Here is a 16,400-nt window from a genome sequence, read left to right on the forward strand (position 1 = left end):
CAGATCTAGCTCCACTATCCAGAAGTGAAGAGATGAGATCATTGTAATCAGTGCTTGTTTAAAACAGCATGGTGTAAAGGGGTATTACCAATCGAGTCTTGCACATTAAGAGCAGCTCCGTTTTTTACAAGATATTCAACTATGTTTAAGTGACCTCCTAGAACAGCAAAATAGAAAGCAGTGTAGATATAACTGTTTTTTGTCTCAATATCAGCTTTTTCTATAAAATATTTAACTATGTTTAGGTGACCCTTTAAAGCAGCATGGTGTAAAGGGGTATTACCAATCGAGTCTTGCACATTAAGAGCAGCTCCGTTTTTTACAAGATATTTAACAATATCTAAGTGCTTGTTTAAAACAGCATGGTGTAAAGGGGTATTACCAATCGAGTCTTGCACATTAAGAGCAGCTCCGTTTTTTACAAGATATTCAACTATGTTTAAGTGACCTCCTAGAACAGCAAAATAGAAAGCAGTGTAGATATAACTGTTTTTTGTCTCAACATCAGCTTTTTCTATAAAATATTTAACTATGTTTAGGTGACCCTTTAAAGCAGCATGGTGTAAAGGGGTAGTGCCACGATAGTTTGCCTCAGGAGTAGCTCCGTTTTTTATAAGATATTCAACTATGTTTAAGTAACCCTTAGTGGCAGCATGGTGTAAGGAGTAGCTCCGTTTTTTATAAGATATTCAACTATGTTTAAGTAACCCTTAGTGGCAGCATGGTGTAAAAGGGTATTACCAATCGAGTCTTGCACATTAAGAGCAGCTCCATTTTTTACAAGATATTCAATTATGTTTAAGTAACCTTCTGAAATAGCAAAATAGAAAGCAGTGTAGATATAACTGTTTTTTGTCTCAACATCAGCTTTTTCTATAAAATATTTAACTATGTTTAGGTGACCATTTGAAGCAGCACAGTATAAAGTGATACTACCAATCGGGTCTTGTAGATTAAGAGGAGCTCCGTTTTCTACAAGACATTCAACTATATCTAAGTGACCACTTAAAGCAGCAGCATATAAAGGAGTATCACCCTTCTTGCTTTGTAGATCAAGAGTAGCTCCGTTTTTTACAAGATATTTAACTATGTCTAAGTAACCACCTTTAACAGCAGCATGTAAGGGGGTAGTGCCACGATAGTTCTTCATATTCGGATTAGCTCCTTTTTTTATAAGACATTCAACTATATCTAAGTAACCCTTTGAAGCAGCAGCATATAAAGGAGTATCACCATCCTTGTCTTGTAGATCAAGAGTAGCTCCGTTTTTTACAAGATATTTAACTATGTCTAAGTAACCCTTAATGGCAGCAAAGTACAAAGGAGTAAAGCCGTGATTGTTCTTTGCATTAGGATCAGCATGATTTTTTATAAGATATTCAACTATACTGAAATTATTCTTGCGAACAGCACTGTGTAGGGGAGTATGATCATCCTTGTCTTGTAAATCAATAGCAACATTTTTTTTACCTACAAGATATTCAACTATTCTTAAGCGATCCATGGAAGCAGCTACATGCAGTAAAGTAGTCTTTACATCCATATCGGAAAATATTATGTCAAAATCTTGTTCTTTTAGCTGATTTTCTATTCTATCAATAACATTACTCTCATCTACACCATCTTGTATTATTGCTCTTAATATCTCTTGCAACTCACTTAAATTCATAATTTTACCTTAGTTTAAAACCGCTTTAATCATTATATGCCTGATACAAAAGTCAAGAATTTTATATGTCTTCCTGAAAATTACGAGCGATTGTTTTAGTTGCTCTGCTTGATCGGTAGAAGGAGCATATTTGTGCAATTCAATAGAAACATGCCTTTCTTCAGCATCACAAAATTTTTAATTATTGACTTTCCCCAAAAACGCAAAAAAGTAAGTATATTTGTGAGAATAATTTAAATAAAAGCGGCGTTGTGAAAATAAAAGCGTAAAATTGTTGCAACGAAGTTGGGCAAATTAGTTCGTACCTAAATGTGGCAAAAGTAGGCTAATATAGCTGGTTTTGCGATATAGTCAAACTATTATACAAGAAAGTTCAAACGGTACAAGTGGTGGGACGAGTATAATTTAAAACCTTAAAAACTATTTTTTAGCATCTGCAAGATCGATACCGTTTGTTTGATCAATTTCAACATTGCTAAGCGCTGTATTTGCTTCATACGAACAGTAACATCCTACTGCAAGAAAAGTTAATGCAGCTACAGCAAGTGAAATACACATTGCTAAATGAAACATTGTTAAACTTGCACCAACAGCAAATGCCACAGATAACAAAAAAGAAACAGAAGCATAGATTACTTGCTTTCTACTTTGAGCTGTATTAAACAAGACTTGATCTGACACTTTAAAAAAGTAAGTTATAAAATAATAAAAGAAAGGAGTGTTAGAAATGAGTACAATACAAACAAAAATACTAAAACCAAAGCTAGGGTTATTAGAACTAGCAAAACAACTAGGAAATGTATCTCAAGCATGCAAAGTGATGGGATACTCAAGAGATACATTTTATCGATTCAAAGAGTTGTACGAAAATGGAGGAGAAGAAGCATTACATGAGATAAGTAAGAAAAAACCTCTATTAGCGAATAGAGTTTCCGACGATATAGAAAGAGCAGCGATTGGTATAGCAACAGAATTTCCAGCATATGGGCAAGAAAGAGCTGCAAATGAACTGAGAAAAAGAGGTATAATAATTTCTCAGGGAGGAGTGAGATCTATATGGCTGAGAAATGATCTTGAAACTTTCAAGAAAAGACTTAAAGCACTGGAAGCAAAAGTAGCTCAAGATGGAATTATATTAACCGAAGAGCAACTTGCAGCTTTAGAAAAAGTTAAAGAACAAAGAGAAGCACATGGTGAAATTGACACCGAACATTCAGGTTATTTGGGTTCTCAAGATACCTATTATGTAGGTAATATAAAAGGTATAGGAAGAATCTACCAGCAGACCTTCATTGATACTTATTCTCGAGTAGCATTTGCCAAGCTTTATACAGACAAAACGGCTATTACTGCTGCTGACTTGCTGAATGATAGAGTGATACCATTTTTTGATGAGCAAAATGTGCCATTATTGCGTATCCTTACAGACCGAGGAACAGAGTATTGTGGTAAGCCTGAAAATCACGCTTATCAGCTTTATTTGGGAATCGAAAATATCGATCATTCTAGGACCAAAGCCAATTCTCCACAGACTAATGGCATATGTGAAAGGTTTCATAGAACTATGCAAGATGAGTGTTACAATATTATCTTCAGAAAGAAAATCTACAATTCTTTGGAAGGTCTACAGATTGATGTTGATTATTGGTTGCGTTCTTACAATGAAACAAGACCGCATTCAGGTAAATATTGCTATGGTAAGACGCCTATGCAGACTTTTCTTGATAGCAAACATGTTGCTTTTCAGAAAAATATTAGTAGCATTACACAAGAGACTGATATTAGTTTTGACTACCTCAATTCTTCTGTCAGTTAATTCTTGTCTGTCAGATTAAGTCTTGTCTTTTACAAGAAGATCTGATAGGTATATAGCCTTTCATATACTTAACTTCAATATTAGCTTTCCTTGATCTCTGGTTTCCACCTTTAGTAACTTCTAGAGAAATTTTCTTTTTTACTGGCAGTTGAGTGATGCGTGTTTGCAAATCTGTTTTTCCGACTTCAGTACAGATAAATCTTCTATTAGCTCGATTGCGGATTACATAAAAACTACCTAACGTCTCAGCCACCCATAAAAATTTGAAGATGTCTGCTTCCCTATCACCAAGGGTAACAAGTTGTACATTTGGAGGAAGGTTGTTTATAGTTTCTTTAAGAGCTGTTATCCACTTATAACTTTCTTTTTCTTCTATGGAGGTACGGTATTTTCTGTTTGCTTTTTCTTGTGCCGTTTCTTCTTCCCTAATAGAACGCGCCCAACATTGTTGGGAAGATAGACCTAAAGGTAATCCGTCTCTGCTGACTATTAAGGCACTATGCAACAGTAAACCCATTTTATGCTTTGTATAAGCTTTAGAAATACTGCCTAGTCTCTTGGTCTTTATACTTACTTTTACCCACAAATAAAAACATAGTATTGTATTTACTCAAATAATTTAATTTTATTAACCTGAAAGCTTATTAGATTAAAATTATTAAACTAAGAGTTATAATTTTAGCAACTAAAAGCTGTAAATTGCACCATATAAACAGTTATTTCAAGCAAAAGTTATGCCATTAAGAGCTATGCAACAAACATTTATATTTGTGGGTAATAGTAAAGTCTTTATATGAGAGTCAAAATCCAAATAACTTGTATCTTGAACTGAAAAGACCAACTGGTTTCCTTTTATTCTTTCCTTAGTTTCTTTATAATGGGAAGAATAAATTTCCTTATCTTCAAGCTTTTCATTGCTAAATAATCTATATGCACCCTTAGCTTCTTTCCACCCACTACAGCTTTGATTAATTGAACCAGATGCCTTACCCTCTATGCAATAACTTGTTTTTATAAGCCTTTTATTAAGCCTTTTATCTCCCAAATTAATGTGTTTTAACTCTCTTTCCAGCCATTTATCCCATAAGTGTTGAAAGTAACACAAAAAAGACATAAAGAACTATTATTGCAAGAAAATGGAGGCAATAATGGATCAAATAGAAAGAGTACTAAATTTAATAAAAGATGAGGATTTAGAAAGGCTAGGAAAATTAAGTGAAGTAGATAAATGTAATACTAAATTGTTGGGCAAGATTATATTTAAAGGTCTAATGAAGTTAATATTAATGGGGCAAAAAACAAGCCTAAGAGCGCTAGAAATGGTAATAAACAGGTGTATAATGGATAAGAATAGCGATAAAAGTACAGTAACATACAGTGGTTTGTCAAAAAGGTTAAAAGTTATAAATCCAGAATATTTTAAGGGAGTATATATTGATTTGATGAGCAAGATTAAAAAGCTATTACCCCAAAAAACATTAAATAACTTACATAAGTTTGATTCGACGATCATAAATTTATCGGGATATCTCATAAAAGATGGGCTAAAAATAGGCGGTAAAAGTAACGACAGTCAAGTTAAAGTGAGTGTAGGATTAAAGGATCAATTGCCGACAAGTATAAGATTTTGTAAAGGACAAGAAGAAAGTAGTGAAGATATAGCATTAGTGAGAGCAATTAATGAAGCTAAAGTTGAAAAAGAGGATATTTTATTATTTGATAGAGGAATCAGAAAAGTTGGAACTTTTGCCGAATTTGATGAAAAGGAGTACAAATTTATCACAAGAGTTAAAGTAGGAAGAAAACATGATGTTATAAGCAGGAACAAAGTTATAAGAGAACAAAAATCGGATGGATCAGAGATTTTAGAAGATATAATAGTTAATCTTTATCGTGCACGAGGTAAAGTGGCAGAAAAGCATGATCTACGGCTAATAAAAATCAGAAATAAAATTGGAGATGAAATATGGTTTTTGACAAACTTGTTTGAAATGCCAGCTTATGAAGTAACAGAGCTATATAGGCGCAGATGGGATATAGAAGTGTTCTTTAAATTTATAAAGCAAAATCTTGGATATAAGCACTTTTTAAGCCATACTATGAATGGCATGAAGGTGTATATTTACATGATTATTATTACGGCTTTGTTATTTCTTGTTTATAAAATCAAAAATAATCTACATGGGTTCAAAATAGCATTACTGCAATTCACATTGGATCTAAATGACTCTTTTATACGTTCGATTGTTTTACTGTCGGGAGGTAATTTACATGCCGTTGATCATCTCATATCACGTTATTTTTGATACTTTCAACACTTATGCCATTTATCCCCTAAGCCATCTGTATATTGCACGCTTGTACTTGTTTCTATCATTTTGATCCTAAATTATTTAGCTTACTCACTTTTTACATTTGTGGGTAAAAGTAAGAGTTAAATCCACTAGGATAGAAAATAGCTAATAATTAGCAAAAATAAGAAAAAGTAATAGCCCACTGGGCTATTACTTTTTTCACATACTATTTAGGTACAGTTGGGGTTAGGGAATCTGTTTGAAAACTTTCGGCATATAGTTCTCATCATGTTTTGCAAACACTGTATCTGCAAGAAAAGTACTATTATCAAACATTTTACCTTGCACAACAACACCACTTTTTTCTGAGAACATTGGTGGAAGTATTCCTTGATATTTTACCGTGACGCTCTTATTAAAATCTGTCATTTGAAAAACTACTTCGCTTTCGCTCCGTATCACGCTATTTTCAACAACCATTCCACCAACACGGATTGGCTTGTGATTATTTGGTAAAACTATTGCCTCACTTACTGTATAGAAAAATGAGATATTTTCTTTGAGCGTTGTTAAAATAAAAAAAACTGCACAACTTAAAAAGCAGAAAATTCCTGAAGTTATAAGTAATCGCTTATGTTTCTTCTTCATTATTATCTTTCAGGCTTTCTAGAATTTTTTTACTTTTAATATAGCAAGAAATGGTAAGAATCAGTTCTCCGGTAATCAATGTAAGACTAATAAGGTAAGCAAAAATTACATATGTATTCATAATGCACTGCCAATAAATAACTCACCTGCATCAAAATAAATTAAGCTTCCATCCTTTTGCTGCAACACCAATTTACCACTTTTATCTATATCAGCAAAAATTCCTTCATACAATTTGTCAGCTAACTTTACACTGATTTGCTCATTCATTTTGAATGCTTTTTTTAACCACATTTCTCTTATAGCATAAAACCCATCAAATAGCCATTGCTTTCTTAGCTTATTAAAATTTATTATTAATTTCCTTAATAGATCTATGTTAGACACAGACTCACCGTAATTGCTAATGCACGTTGTTCCTGGAAGTGGTGCATGATTGATATTAATTCCAATTCCTATAATGAGCCAATTCGAATTAGATCTTTTTTCAAGCAATATTCCGCTTATTTTCTTGCCATCGATTAGAATGTCATTTGGCCATTTGTATTGAAGATTGAGATCATTTATGAATGACAGTATAGTATTTCCAACAGTAAGAGCCGTAACAAAAGTCAATTCTGTTAATTTGCTGATGTCTGTAACTTGACCTACCACTAAACTCGCATAGAAATTACCCTCTGGAGAAATCCAGTTTTTTCCGGTGCGCCCCCTGCCTTCTGTTTGTTTATCAGCAACAACAATAGTTTCATTTGATATTCCTTTATCAATTAAATCCAACGCTTCTTTATTAGTGCTTGAAACTTCTTTGTAATGATGAATATGAAAGCCCTCAGGGATCACCTTGTCAGTCCTTTAGTTCAATGAGTGAGTAAAACGTACAAGAAAAGAACGAGGTTGATCAGTGAAGCCACTGAAGTAATAATGAATAGACCCTTAGAATAAGCAACCTTATTACCACTAGCTTTATCAAAATACATAACTTTCATGATATTTAAATAATAGTAGCATGATATCACGCTCGCTATTACAAGGATCAAGGACAGGCTGATAAAGCCAGAATTTATTAAACTTTTGAATATAAAAAATTTAGCGACAAAACCTGCAAGTGGAGGTATTCCCGACATCGAGAGTAACAGTACAGAAAGATGAAATGCTACAATTGGGCGTTTCTTCCCTATACCAGATAAATTAGCAATATCACAATCGTCATCGTCAATTTGTACGAGATATGAGAATAGCCCTATGCTTGTGATGATATATATCACCAGATACATTAAGGCACTATCTGTTCCTGCTTGTGTAAAAATAGAAAGTGAAGCAAATATAAAACCAATGTGACCAATTGAACTGTAAGCAAGCAGCCTTTTTAAGTTTTGCTGATGCAAGGCCCCAAAAGCTGAGATAAGCACAGACAATGCTGAAACGTATAAGAAAATAGGCTGAACATAACTTTTTACATTTACTAACTCTTCATTCATCAATCGAATTAAAAATGTTACAAGTGCAGCTTTTGGGGCCGTAGAAAAAAACGCAGTTACTATGGTAGGTGCACCTTGATAGACATCTGGAGCCCACATATGAAAAGGAGCAATAGCAAGCTTGAAACACAAACCAATAAGGATAAAAACTAACCCAAAAACTATTCCATAAGTTATCTGATGGCTTTGCAAGAATGAACCGAGCTCAGAGAAATTGACTTGTCCTGTATATCCATAAAGCAGCGACATTCCATATAGCATAATGCAGGAAGATAGTGCACTGAGTGTAAAATATTTCACTCCCGCTTCACATGAATAAATCGAACCTTTATTAAAGCTTGCAAGAACATACAAAGATATACTCATCAACTCAAAAGCTAAGTAAAAAGAAATCAGACTATTTGCTGAAACCAAAGTTATCATGCCAAATAGCGCAAAAAGAATCAGTATTGAAAATTCATATTTATAGTCATATTTTGATAAATTCAGTATCAAAAGTATTAAAATTCCTGTGCTGAGAATTAACCCTTGGGCTAACCTGATGTATAAATTGAGTTTTAATAACGAATTAAAGAGAAAAATTTCATTGTTTTCTGCCGAAAGAATTAAAATAATCAAAGTTACCACTGTGCAGCCAAGTGCTAATAAGTTGATAGTTCGGCGGTTAAATATAATCCCAAGCAGCAGCAATACGAACGAGGAGATAATAGAGAACGTTTCCGGCAATATCTGTATATAATTCATAGCGCATTATATTTGACTAACAAATTTGCCATACATGGCTTCAAATAATTCAGTGCAAGGGTTGGGTAAAATCCAAGCAAAATAACAAACACTGCAAGCAGAATTAAGACAGAAAATTCTATGCTATCCAAACGGTTATTTAATAATTTAGAATAGCTAACCCCCCATATTATTTGCTTACATAAATTCAGCATATAAACTGCGCTTAAAATAGTGCCAAGTGCGATAAATCCTGTAAAAAACCCTATGCTCTTAAACATTCCAACCATAGCCAAAAACTCACCTATGAATCCAGATGTTCCAGGTAGCCCTATTGAAGCCATTGAAAATAAAATGAACATAAAACCAAATTTTGGCATTGTGTTTACTATGCCAAAATATTTTGCAATCTCCAAAGTTCCAGTTCGAGTATATAGCATTCCAACACACAAAAATAAAGCAGCAGAAATAAGGCCATGACTAATCATTTGAAATATGCTACCCAGTACTCCTTCCTCACAAAATGAAAAGAGGCCAGCAGTAACGATCCCCATATGTGCTATTGAAGAATAAGCTATTAACTTCTTTATATCATCTTGAGCAAACGCAACTAGCGAAGCATATATCACCGCAATAATGCTCAGCACAACAACGAAATTTGAAAAATACAAACTTGCCTGAGGAAGCATTGGAATAGAAAACCTTAAAAATCCATATCCTCCCATTTTAATAAGCAAGCCAGCTAAAATCACAGATCCAGAAGTTGGTGATTGTACATGCGCATCAGGAAGCCAAGTGTGAAATGGAAACATCGGTACTTTTATTGCAAAAGAAATAAAAAATGCAATCCACAGCAATGACTGCACTTCAAGATCAAGGCTTGGCACTAATGTAGCTAATTTTTGTATATTAAACGTCCCAAAAGTGCTATAGATGTACACCAATCCAAGTAGAAATAATAATGAGCCAGTTAATGTATAAAGAAACAACTTAAACGTTGCATATACCCTGTGTTTTCCTCCCCAAATGCCAATAATAAAGAACATTGGTATTAAAACAGCTTCAAAAAACACATAAAAGCTTATAGCATTCAGTGAAACGAAAAAACCGACTACAAAACTCTCAAGCAGTAGAAATAATGCCATATATGGCCTAAGGGTTGTATAACTCATTTTGCAGTTGTAGAGTATACAAATTACAAACAAGAAAGTTGTAAGCAGAAGGAAAAGCAACGATATACCATCTATCCCTATTCCAACATTTCTAATTGGGTAGCTGACAAACTGAAAGTCCGCATCGTTATAATCAAATTCTATACAAGCTACAATGCTAAGCAAAAATGGAAGTACAGCAAAAAATAGAGCAAGGAATCTTAAGTGTATAGATTGATGATTAATCCTGATTAAGGATAAAATCAACGCTCCTATCAGTGGAAGCAAAAATATACTAAGTAACAACACCTTCTATTTAATTCCAATAATATATAAAGCACCGATTATTAAAGTAACAAACATAATAAATGCATAATCAAATATATAACCAGTTTGTAACTTTATAGAACTTTTTGAACATTCATTAACCAACCTTACAACACCATTTGGTCCAAATGAATCAATAGCCTTAACATCAAACTTCCATAGAAGCCTAGATATAAACCTTATCGGTGCAATTATAACAAACTCATACACCTCATCAAAGTACCATTTATTCTGCAAAAACTTAAGTAAAAATTTACTCTTAATTTGCCTAATTACTTGATATTGGTAAATTAGGTACGCAAGTGCTATTCCACTTAGGCTTGCTAAGGTTGGCAGTAGTTTTATAAAGAAATTATGAACTCCATGCTCATCAATCATCACTAAACTTGATTTCCAAAACGCATTACTAGTTATGTTCAAAATATTTGCTCCCCATATTCCAGAAAATACTGATCCAAAAGCGAGTATCAGTAATGGTATAAGCATAATCTTTGGTGCCTCATGTATATTAATTTTACTTTGTTTTTGGCTGTGGAACACAAGAAGCAATAACCTCCAAGAGTAAAACGCTGTGAAGAATGCAACAACTAAGCTTATTACAAAAGCAAAGCTATCCGTGCTATAAGCATGTTCAATTATCAAATCCTTTGAATAAAAACCTGCAAATGGGAATATCCCAGAAAGCGCAAGAGATCCAATCCACATGAGAGCGTAAGTGCAAGGGATTTTCTTCCAGCAATTTCCCATTTTCTGAATGTTTTGCTCATGATGCATTGCATGAATCACATTGCCAGCACCAAGAAATAGTAGAGCTTTAAAAAAAGCGTGTGTCATTAAATGAAAAATAGCAACATTGTAAGCAGAAAGCCCACATGCCATGAACATATAACCAAGTTGACTGCAGGTTGAATAAGCAATTATTTTCTTTATATCGTTCTGAGTAATTGCAACGGTGGCTGCAAAAAAAGCAGTGAGTGCTCCAACGATAACTATTAATTCTCGTGCCACATTTGATAACTCAAACAATGGAGAACACTTTGCTACTAAAAATATACCTGCTGTTACCATCGTTGCTGCGTGAATAAGTGCAGAAACAGGAGTTGGCCCTTCCATTGCATCTGGCAACCAAACATGTAAACCAAGCTGTGCAGATTTACCCATACAGCCAATAAAAAGTAATATGCATATTATATGAGTTACTTTGAATTCACAGCAGAATGCCCTAATGTTCTGCGTGCCAAGAAGATCAGTTGTGTCAAAAACTTCAGTAAAATTCAAAGAGTGAAATGTATAATAAATAAGAAAGATTCCAATCAATAGTGCAAAGTCTCCTACCCTATTCACAACAAATGCTTTAATTGCTGCATTATTTGCAGAATATTTTTGGAACCAAAATCCTATGAGTAAATAAGAACATAGGCCAACCCCTTCCCAGCCAAAAAAAAGCTGCACGAAATTATCGCTTACAACCAGCACAATCATGCAAAACGTAAATAGCGATAGGTAAGAAAAAAACCTCGACTTCCCCTTATCATGCTCCATATAACCGATAGAGTAGAGATGTACTACCAGTGAAACGGTGGTAATAACAATAAGCATTAAGGATGAGAGAGCATCCACACTAATTGCCCAATTTACTTTTAAGATGCTCAATGAAAACAAAGGAAATAAACTCAAGTGATAATTTTCAGAGAATGTGAGAAAAACATACCAAGATAAAACTGCAGATATTCCAATCCCTGCCGTTGTAACTAACTGACTTTTTCTAAAAAGTGCTGCAAATAGCGAACCAAAAAGTGGCAAAAATACTATTAATTTCAGTATATCCATCATACTTTCATTCTTTCATTAAATTTGCTTGTTCAACATCTATATTGCCACGGCTTCTATAATATACAACCAATATTGCAAGCCCAACTCCTGACTCTGCTGCCGCAACAGTCAACACAAACATCACAAAAATTTGCCCAACTATATCATTCATAAAGGCAGAAAAAGCAACTAAGTTGATATTAATTGCCAGCAATAATATTTCTATTGATAACAATATATTGATTATGCTCTTACGGTTGATGAAAATACCGCACACTCCAATAGTGAACAAAACAGCAGCAACTATCAAAAAGTGATTTAATCCTATTTCCATTCTACTCCTTTTCCAAATTTAGCCTTAATCAATTTTACAGATGAAGATTGTGTCAATTGCTTTAATACATTCTGTTTTTTAACTCCTTTTTTCTTGTCCTGCAAAGTAAGAGCAATTGCACCGACAATTGCAACAAGCAGCAGAATACCAGAAAGATGAAAAGCGTACATGTAGTCGGTATACAGCAAATTACCAATAGCTTTCACATTATTGGTATTATAGTTTATAACATTGCTTATATTCGGTGCTGAGCTGCGGATTACAAAGCTGATGACTAGAAAAAACACAACACACAACATAGCACCAAGAGTGCAATGCTTTGCAAAACCCTGGCGCAACCTTATGTAGTCAATATCGAGCATCATAACTACAAAGAGGAACAACACCGCAACCGCACCGATGTATACTATCATCACCATCATAGCAATGAACTCAGCTCCAAGGAGAATGAAAAGAACTGCAGAGTTAACGAAGGTGAAAATTAAAAATAATACTGCATGCACAGGATTTCTTACACTAATTACGCATACAGCAGATAAAATGCTGAGAATTGCAAAAAAATAAAAGAAAAAAGGCATCGATACTTTAACTGCAACAATAGTTACTAATTTAAAGTGACTATCGTGGTAAAGTCAATATTATATTAAACGTTTGAAAACATTGTACTACAAAGCTCCAGCTCCATTTTAAATTATTATAAAGCTGAAGAAATAGAAATGAAGGCGTACATATAAGCCATTCCAAACTCCACTTATCCACCCAACAAGCAGAAGTTCAGGCAATGGCGTCAACTTAAGGAAAAATATCAGCGATAGTGTATAAAATTTCTCTCCAAATTTTTTATCATTAAATTATCCAAAGAGTGCAAGGGACAGCACTTTTGTTTCTGTTTTATTTCAACAAAGAAGTCTAAAATGTGTCCTTTTTAGGTGAAATATGCGTGCGCCAAGCAAAGTGCGTAAAGTCCAGTTGGTGAAAATCCAACCCAGGCAAAGCCTAGCCAGCAGGCTGGAACAAACCACTATGCTGCGTAAGGTAACGAGCGTAGTAAAGCTAGTGGAATGGACAACACAGGGTACAACGAAAGTGAAGGTATTGAGTCCCGAAATTCTCGATGTCATAGAGGTCGACACGTTGCATATAGTGGAAGACAGCAAGAAGGGTAACAATAGGGCAAGTTATCACTCACTCTATCGGGATCTGAGGCCGTATCACGTGTTGAGATGGAGTTTACGTAAACTTGGGAGATCCTTTGTATTCCTATTAAGGTACGTTGGAACAAGTCAACAAAGGCGAGTACTGACGGAAGATATAAAGGAAGTCGGACTGATTGATAGTACTCAGAGTGTGGGAAAGCCACATACAAGGGGAAGCGGTCAGCAATATAGTGACTGGTTTAGGAATTGCTATGCCAATACAACGGAGGTTGGAATAACGTGCAAAGAAAACTAAATCAGATAGCAGTAAGAGCCAGGCAAGATAAACGATTGAAATTTAATCGTTAATTCATCTGATAAACGCAGAGAATCTTGCTGAATGTTATAAAGAGCTAAAGCATAACAAAGCATGCGGTATAGACCAGGTGACAGTAGAAGCTTATGGAGAAAATCTTGAAGAGAAGCTCAACACTCTGGTGGATAGTATGAAAAGAAAGCGATATCAACCGCAACCAGTGAAAAGAGTATATATACCAAAAGCTGGAAGCAAAGAGAAACGCGGGCTTGGAGTACCGTCTACAGAAGATAAGTTAGTCCAGATAATGCTGAAGAAGATATTAGAAAATATTTATGAAGCTAACTTTCTGGATAACTCATATGGTTTTCGTCCTGGTAGAAGCTGTCATCAAGCGGTAAATGCACTAAATAAAGCAGTTATGTACAGACCAACTAACTATGTAGTAGAAGTTGATATCAAGAAATTCTTTGATAATGTCCAGCACAAATGGCTAATGAGATGCTTGAGAGAACGGATAACAGACCCAAACATACTGTGGTTAGTAAAACGATTTCTTAAGGCAGGAGTAGTCGAAGCAGGACATTATGAAGCAACTGAACTAGGCACACCTCAGGGGGGAATAGTAAGTCCTATACTAGCTAATATATAGTTGCATTATGTGCTGGATTTGTGGTTTGAAAAGAAATTCAAGCTAAGATCTAAAGGTTATATGGAGCTAGTTAGGTATGCAGACGATCACCTGATTTGCTGCGAAAGAGAAAAAGATGCTAGAGAACTCTTAGAGTCACTGAAACAAAGGCTAGGAAAATTTGGACTGGAAATATCTGAAGACAAAACAAGAATAGTAAAGTTTGGCAAAAAGGAGTGGCAACAAGGAATAAGGGAGAAACGAAAAACGGAAAGTTTCAACTTTCTAGGATTCACCCATTATGGTACAAGGAGTCGTAAAGGTAGAGTAATGGTAGGTCATAAAACCTCGAAAGAAAATCTATCTAGAAAACTTAAAGAAATCAAAGAATGGGTGAAAAAGATTCGAAATAAAGTTCACCTTAAAGATTGGTGGTCAATACTTAAAGCAAAACTAACAGGACACTATAACTACTTCGGAGTTAGCGGAAATTACCGGTGGTTGAATAAATTCTTCTGGCGGGTAATCAAGCTAGCGTATAAATGGATAAACCGACGTAGTCAGAAGAAGAGTATGAATTCAAAGCAATTTATACACTATCTACAAGTTAATCCATTACCAAAACCAAGAATATGCTACTCATTATATACAAAATAGGAAATGCTGTGAATACTACATTGTGGAGCCGTGTGCGGGAAAGCTGCAAGCACGGTTCTGGTGGGGGAGTCATAGCGATAAAACTTAATCAGGAGGATTTAAAACTATGACTTCTACCAAACAAAAAGGAAAAAATCTTATTCTACAAATTAAAAATATAATATACTCGAAAGCTTTTCAGAGAATCCATTGTGTTGAGTTTTACACGAACAAGAAAACTTCCTTTTTCGACAGTATTTTCTATGATTTTAAAGTTAGTTAAAAAAAGTTTGGGAATAGAATGTGAACTTATGGAGCCATTGACATGTACCCTCAAAGCAAGCTTTTTCTAAAGCAAGATATAAGATTTGTCATACAGGTTTTAAAGAATTTAAGCATCCAAACAGCCTATCAAGATGAGCCTGAGTTGGAGAGGCTATAGGCTTATTGCAGCAGATGGTTCTGGTATTCGATTACCGAGCTCTGAAGAAATTGTATCCGAGTTTGGCCGTTTTAAACCAAATGGAACAACAGGTATAATGCCACCATTGGCAATTTGTTTGTTGATTTGTGTACTTCGCTGATTTGTAGTGCTCGTCTTGCGGCTTGGAATATAGGTGAACAAACGTTGGCGGAAGAGCAATTACCCGAAGTTATCACTCAAATGCGTTCATTAAATCAAAAGAAATTATTATTTATCTATGATCGTCTTCAGTAAAATTCATTCAGCAGCATTATGATTTGGAAGTAGATTTTATTTTTCGCTTGCAAAAAAGAAATTATAGCAAGCTATGGGAACGAATTGCATCTGGAGAATTAGATTTCGATTTTATATTAGAAAATGAAAAGCTAAAAAATAAAATGAAAGGACAGAAAGTAAGAGTAATAGTGCTGACATTAGCCAACGGAGAAACAGAGGTATTGATTACTTCACTTTTTGACCGAGTAAAATTTACTTTGGAAGATATCAGCAAAGCTTATGTGTTAAGGTGGCATATAGAGGAGTGCTATAAACGACTCAAAATAGGTGCAGAATTAGAGAATTTTTCTGGCGTAAATTTAGAGGCTGTATTACAAGAATTTTGGGCAAACTTAGTCATGTGTAATATATTGTCGCTTCATATGTGTAATGCACAAGGGCCTTGGAATCCAGATCAAATTGCTGAGTATCGTTTAAATTTTTCGGTTTTATTTGGTGTAATGAGGCAGAAACTCTATCAGGTACTTATTGCGCCAAAAAACTTTCAAGCCCTTTTTGATAGAGCAAGTATACGCGCTAAAGTTAAAATCCGACCGGGACGATTGTATAGCCGCGATAAGGTAGATAAGCCCAAACGCCATCATGTCTTTAGGAGAGTTTGCTAATGAAAGTTCTTAAGTTGACGCCATTGTCCGTTCACACTTAATTCTTCAATCTCATACCAATTTC

14 protein-coding genes and 3 pseudogenes are annotated in these 16,400 nt (G+C 34.7%); 4 read left to right on the forward strand and 13 right to left on the reverse strand.

The annotated features are described in order from the left end of the window. Window positions 1–47: 47 nt before the first annotated feature. The 3 genes and pseudogenes from NL281_RS08695 to NL281_RS02990 all read right to left on the reverse strand — a co-directional run. Window positions 48–689 (reverse strand): ankyrin repeat domain-containing protein, encoded by a 642-nt coding sequence (locus tag NL281_RS08695; RefSeq protein ID WP_370274053.1) that lies wholly within the window; start codon window positions 687–689, stop codon window positions 48–50. Continuing rightward, the gene (locus tag NL281_RS02985) at window positions 632–1,669 is read right to left on the reverse strand and encodes an ankyrin repeat domain-containing protein (protein WP_253303595.1); all 1,038 of its coding nucleotides are present in this window, start codon (window positions 1,667–1,669) and stop codon (window positions 632–634) included. The genes NL281_RS08695 and NL281_RS02985 overlap by 58 nt, the downstream gene beginning before the upstream one ends. Before the next feature lie 420 nt (window positions 1,670–2,089). Continuing rightward, window positions 2,090–2,323: pseudogene (locus tag NL281_RS02990) on the reverse strand (TomO hydrophobic C-terminal domain-containing protein); the annotation flags it as partial. Window positions 2,324–2,396: 73 nt separating this feature from the next. Between NL281_RS02990 and NL281_RS02995 the strand changes: the two are divergent. Continuing rightward, complete coding sequence (locus tag NL281_RS02995; RefSeq protein ID WP_253303703.1) at window positions 2,397–3,485, forward strand: IS481 family transposase; 1,089 nt, start codon at window positions 2,397–2,399, stop codon at window positions 3,483–3,485. Between the two features lie 10 nt (window positions 3,486–3,495). On the opposite strand, the gene NL281_RS03000 is transcribed toward NL281_RS02995, so the two are convergent. Both NL281_RS03000 and NL281_RS03005 read right to left on the reverse strand, forming a co-directional pair. Beyond that, the gene (locus NL281_RS03000; RefSeq protein WP_253303596.1) at window positions 3,496–4,071 is read right to left on the reverse strand and encodes a hypothetical protein; all 576 of its coding nucleotides are present in this window, start codon (window positions 4,069–4,071) and stop codon (window positions 3,496–3,498) included. Window positions 4,072–4,206: 135 nt separating this feature from the next. Further along, the gene (locus NL281_RS03005; RefSeq protein WP_253303482.1) at window positions 4,207–4,599 is read right to left on the reverse strand and encodes an IS4/Tn5 family transposase DNA-binding protein; all 393 of its coding nucleotides are present in this window, start codon (window positions 4,597–4,599) and stop codon (window positions 4,207–4,209) included. A gap of 22 nt (window positions 4,600–4,621) precedes the next feature. Here NL281_RS03005 and NL281_RS03010 point away from each other — a divergent pair, with 22 nt between their 5' ends. Then, window positions 4,622–5,791 carry an IS4 family transposase gene (locus tag NL281_RS03010; protein ID WP_253302993.1) on the forward strand — a complete coding sequence of 390 codons (1,170 nt, stop codon included), beginning with the start codon at window positions 4,622–4,624 and terminating at the stop codon, window positions 5,789–5,791. A gap of 234 nt (window positions 5,792–6,025) precedes the next feature. On the opposite strand, the gene ccmE is transcribed toward NL281_RS03010, so the two are convergent. The 8 genes from ccmE to NL281_RS03045 are packed head-to-tail and all read right to left on the reverse strand — an operon-like array spanning window position 6,026 to window position 12,830. Further along, window positions 6,026–6,427: a cytochrome c maturation protein CcmE gene (ccmE, locus tag NL281_RS03015; RefSeq protein ID WP_253303597.1), complete on the reverse strand. Its 402-nt coding sequence runs from the start codon at window positions 6,425–6,427 to the stop codon at window positions 6,026–6,028. Then, window positions 6,411–6,548 (reverse strand): CcmD-like small membrane protein, encoded by a 138-nt coding sequence (locus NL281_RS09145; protein ID WP_006012903.1) that lies wholly within the window; start codon window positions 6,546–6,548, stop codon window positions 6,411–6,413. Before NL281_RS09145 ends, ccmE begins: the two co-directional genes overlap by 17 nt. Then, entirely contained in the window at window positions 6,545–7,267 is a 723-nt protein-coding gene (locus tag NL281_RS03020; RefSeq protein WP_253303598.1) for a biotin--[acetyl-CoA-carboxylase] ligase, read from the reverse strand. Before NL281_RS03020 ends, NL281_RS09145 begins: the two co-directional genes overlap by 4 nt. Before the next feature lie 17 nt (window positions 7,268–7,284). Further along, window positions 7,285–8,649: an NADH-quinone oxidoreductase subunit N gene (locus tag NL281_RS03025; RefSeq protein WP_253303599.1), complete on the reverse strand. Its 1,365-nt coding sequence runs from the start codon at window positions 8,647–8,649 to the stop codon at window positions 7,285–7,287. Then, window positions 8,646–10,088 carry a complex I subunit 4 family protein gene (locus NL281_RS03030; RefSeq protein WP_253303600.1) on the reverse strand — a complete coding sequence of 481 codons (1,443 nt, stop codon included), beginning with the start codon at window positions 10,086–10,088 and terminating at the stop codon, window positions 8,646–8,648. The genes NL281_RS03025 and NL281_RS03030 overlap by 4 nt, the downstream gene beginning before the upstream one ends. Before the next feature lie 3 nt (window positions 10,089–10,091). Further along, window positions 10,092–11,939: an NADH-quinone oxidoreductase subunit L gene (gene nuoL, locus NL281_RS03035; RefSeq protein WP_022626390.1), complete on the reverse strand. Its 1,848-nt coding sequence runs from the start codon at window positions 11,937–11,939 to the stop codon at window positions 10,092–10,094. Between the two features lie 4 nt (window positions 11,940–11,943). After that, window positions 11,944–12,252, reverse strand: a complete 309-nt coding sequence (gene nuoK / locus NL281_RS03040) for an NADH-quinone oxidoreductase subunit NuoK (protein ID WP_006012916.1) — start codon at window positions 12,250–12,252, stop codon at window positions 11,944–11,946. After that, entirely contained in the window at window positions 12,243–12,830 is a 588-nt protein-coding gene (locus NL281_RS03045) for an NADH-quinone oxidoreductase subunit J (RefSeq protein ID WP_006279581.1), read from the reverse strand. The genes nuoK and NL281_RS03045 overlap by 10 nt, the downstream gene beginning before the upstream one ends. A gap of 1,064 nt (window positions 12,831–13,894) precedes the next feature. Here NL281_RS03045 and ltrA point away from each other — a divergent pair. Together ltrA and NL281_RS03055 are read left to right on the forward strand one after the other, a co-directional pair. After that, window positions 13,895–14,992: pseudogene (gene ltrA, locus NL281_RS09150) on the forward strand (group II intron reverse transcriptase/maturase). Between the two features lie 106 nt (window positions 14,993–15,098). Then, window positions 15,099–16,336 (forward strand): annotated as a pseudogene (locus tag NL281_RS03055) (IS4 family transposase). The last annotated feature ends 64 nt before the right edge of the window (window positions 16,337–16,400 follow it).

Origin of the sequence: Wolbachia endosymbiont of Phyllotreta cruciferae (assembly GCF_918697765.1) — a bacterium.
GTDB lineage: Bacteria > Pseudomonadota > Alphaproteobacteria > Rickettsiales > Anaplasmataceae > Wolbachia > Wolbachia pipientis.

Bases quoted from the DNA above. Each gene is read 5' to 3' on its own strand.
- NL281_RS02995 (WP_253303703.1), top strand. From the start codon at position 2,397: ATGAGTACAATACAAACAAAAATACTAAAACCAAAGCTAGGGTTATTA.
- NL281_RS09145 (WP_006012903.1), bottom strand. From the start codon at position 6,548: ATGAATACATATGTAATTTTTGCTTACCTTATTAGTCTTACATTGATT.
- NL281_RS03025 (WP_253303599.1), bottom strand. From the start codon at position 8,649: ATGAATTATATACAGATATTGCCGGAAACGTTCTCTATTATCTCCTCG.
- NL281_RS03045 (WP_006279581.1), bottom strand. From the start codon at position 12,830: ATGCCTTTTTTCTTTTATTTTTTTGCAATTCTCAGCATTTTATCTGCT.
- nuoK (WP_006012916.1), bottom strand. From the start codon at position 12,252: ATGGAAATAGGATTAAATCACTTTTTGATAGTTGCTGCTGTTTTGTTC.
- NL281_RS03010 (WP_253302993.1), top strand. From the start codon at position 4,622: ATGGAGGCAATAATGGATCAAATAGAAAGAGTACTAAATTTAATAAAA.
- NL281_RS02985 (WP_253303595.1), bottom strand. From the start codon at position 1,669: ATGAATTTAAGTGAGTTGCAAGAGATATTAAGAGCAATAATACAAGAT.
- nuoL (WP_022626390.1), bottom strand. From the start codon at position 11,939: ATGATGGATATACTGAAATTAATAGTATTTTTGCCACTTTTTGGTTCG.
- NL281_RS03005 (WP_253303482.1), bottom strand. From the start codon at position 4,599: ATGTCTTTTTTGTGTTACTTTCAACACTTATGGGATAAATGGCTGGAA.
- ccmE (WP_253303597.1), bottom strand. From the start codon at position 6,427: ATGAAGAAGAAACATAAGCGATTACTTATAACTTCAGGAATTTTCTGC.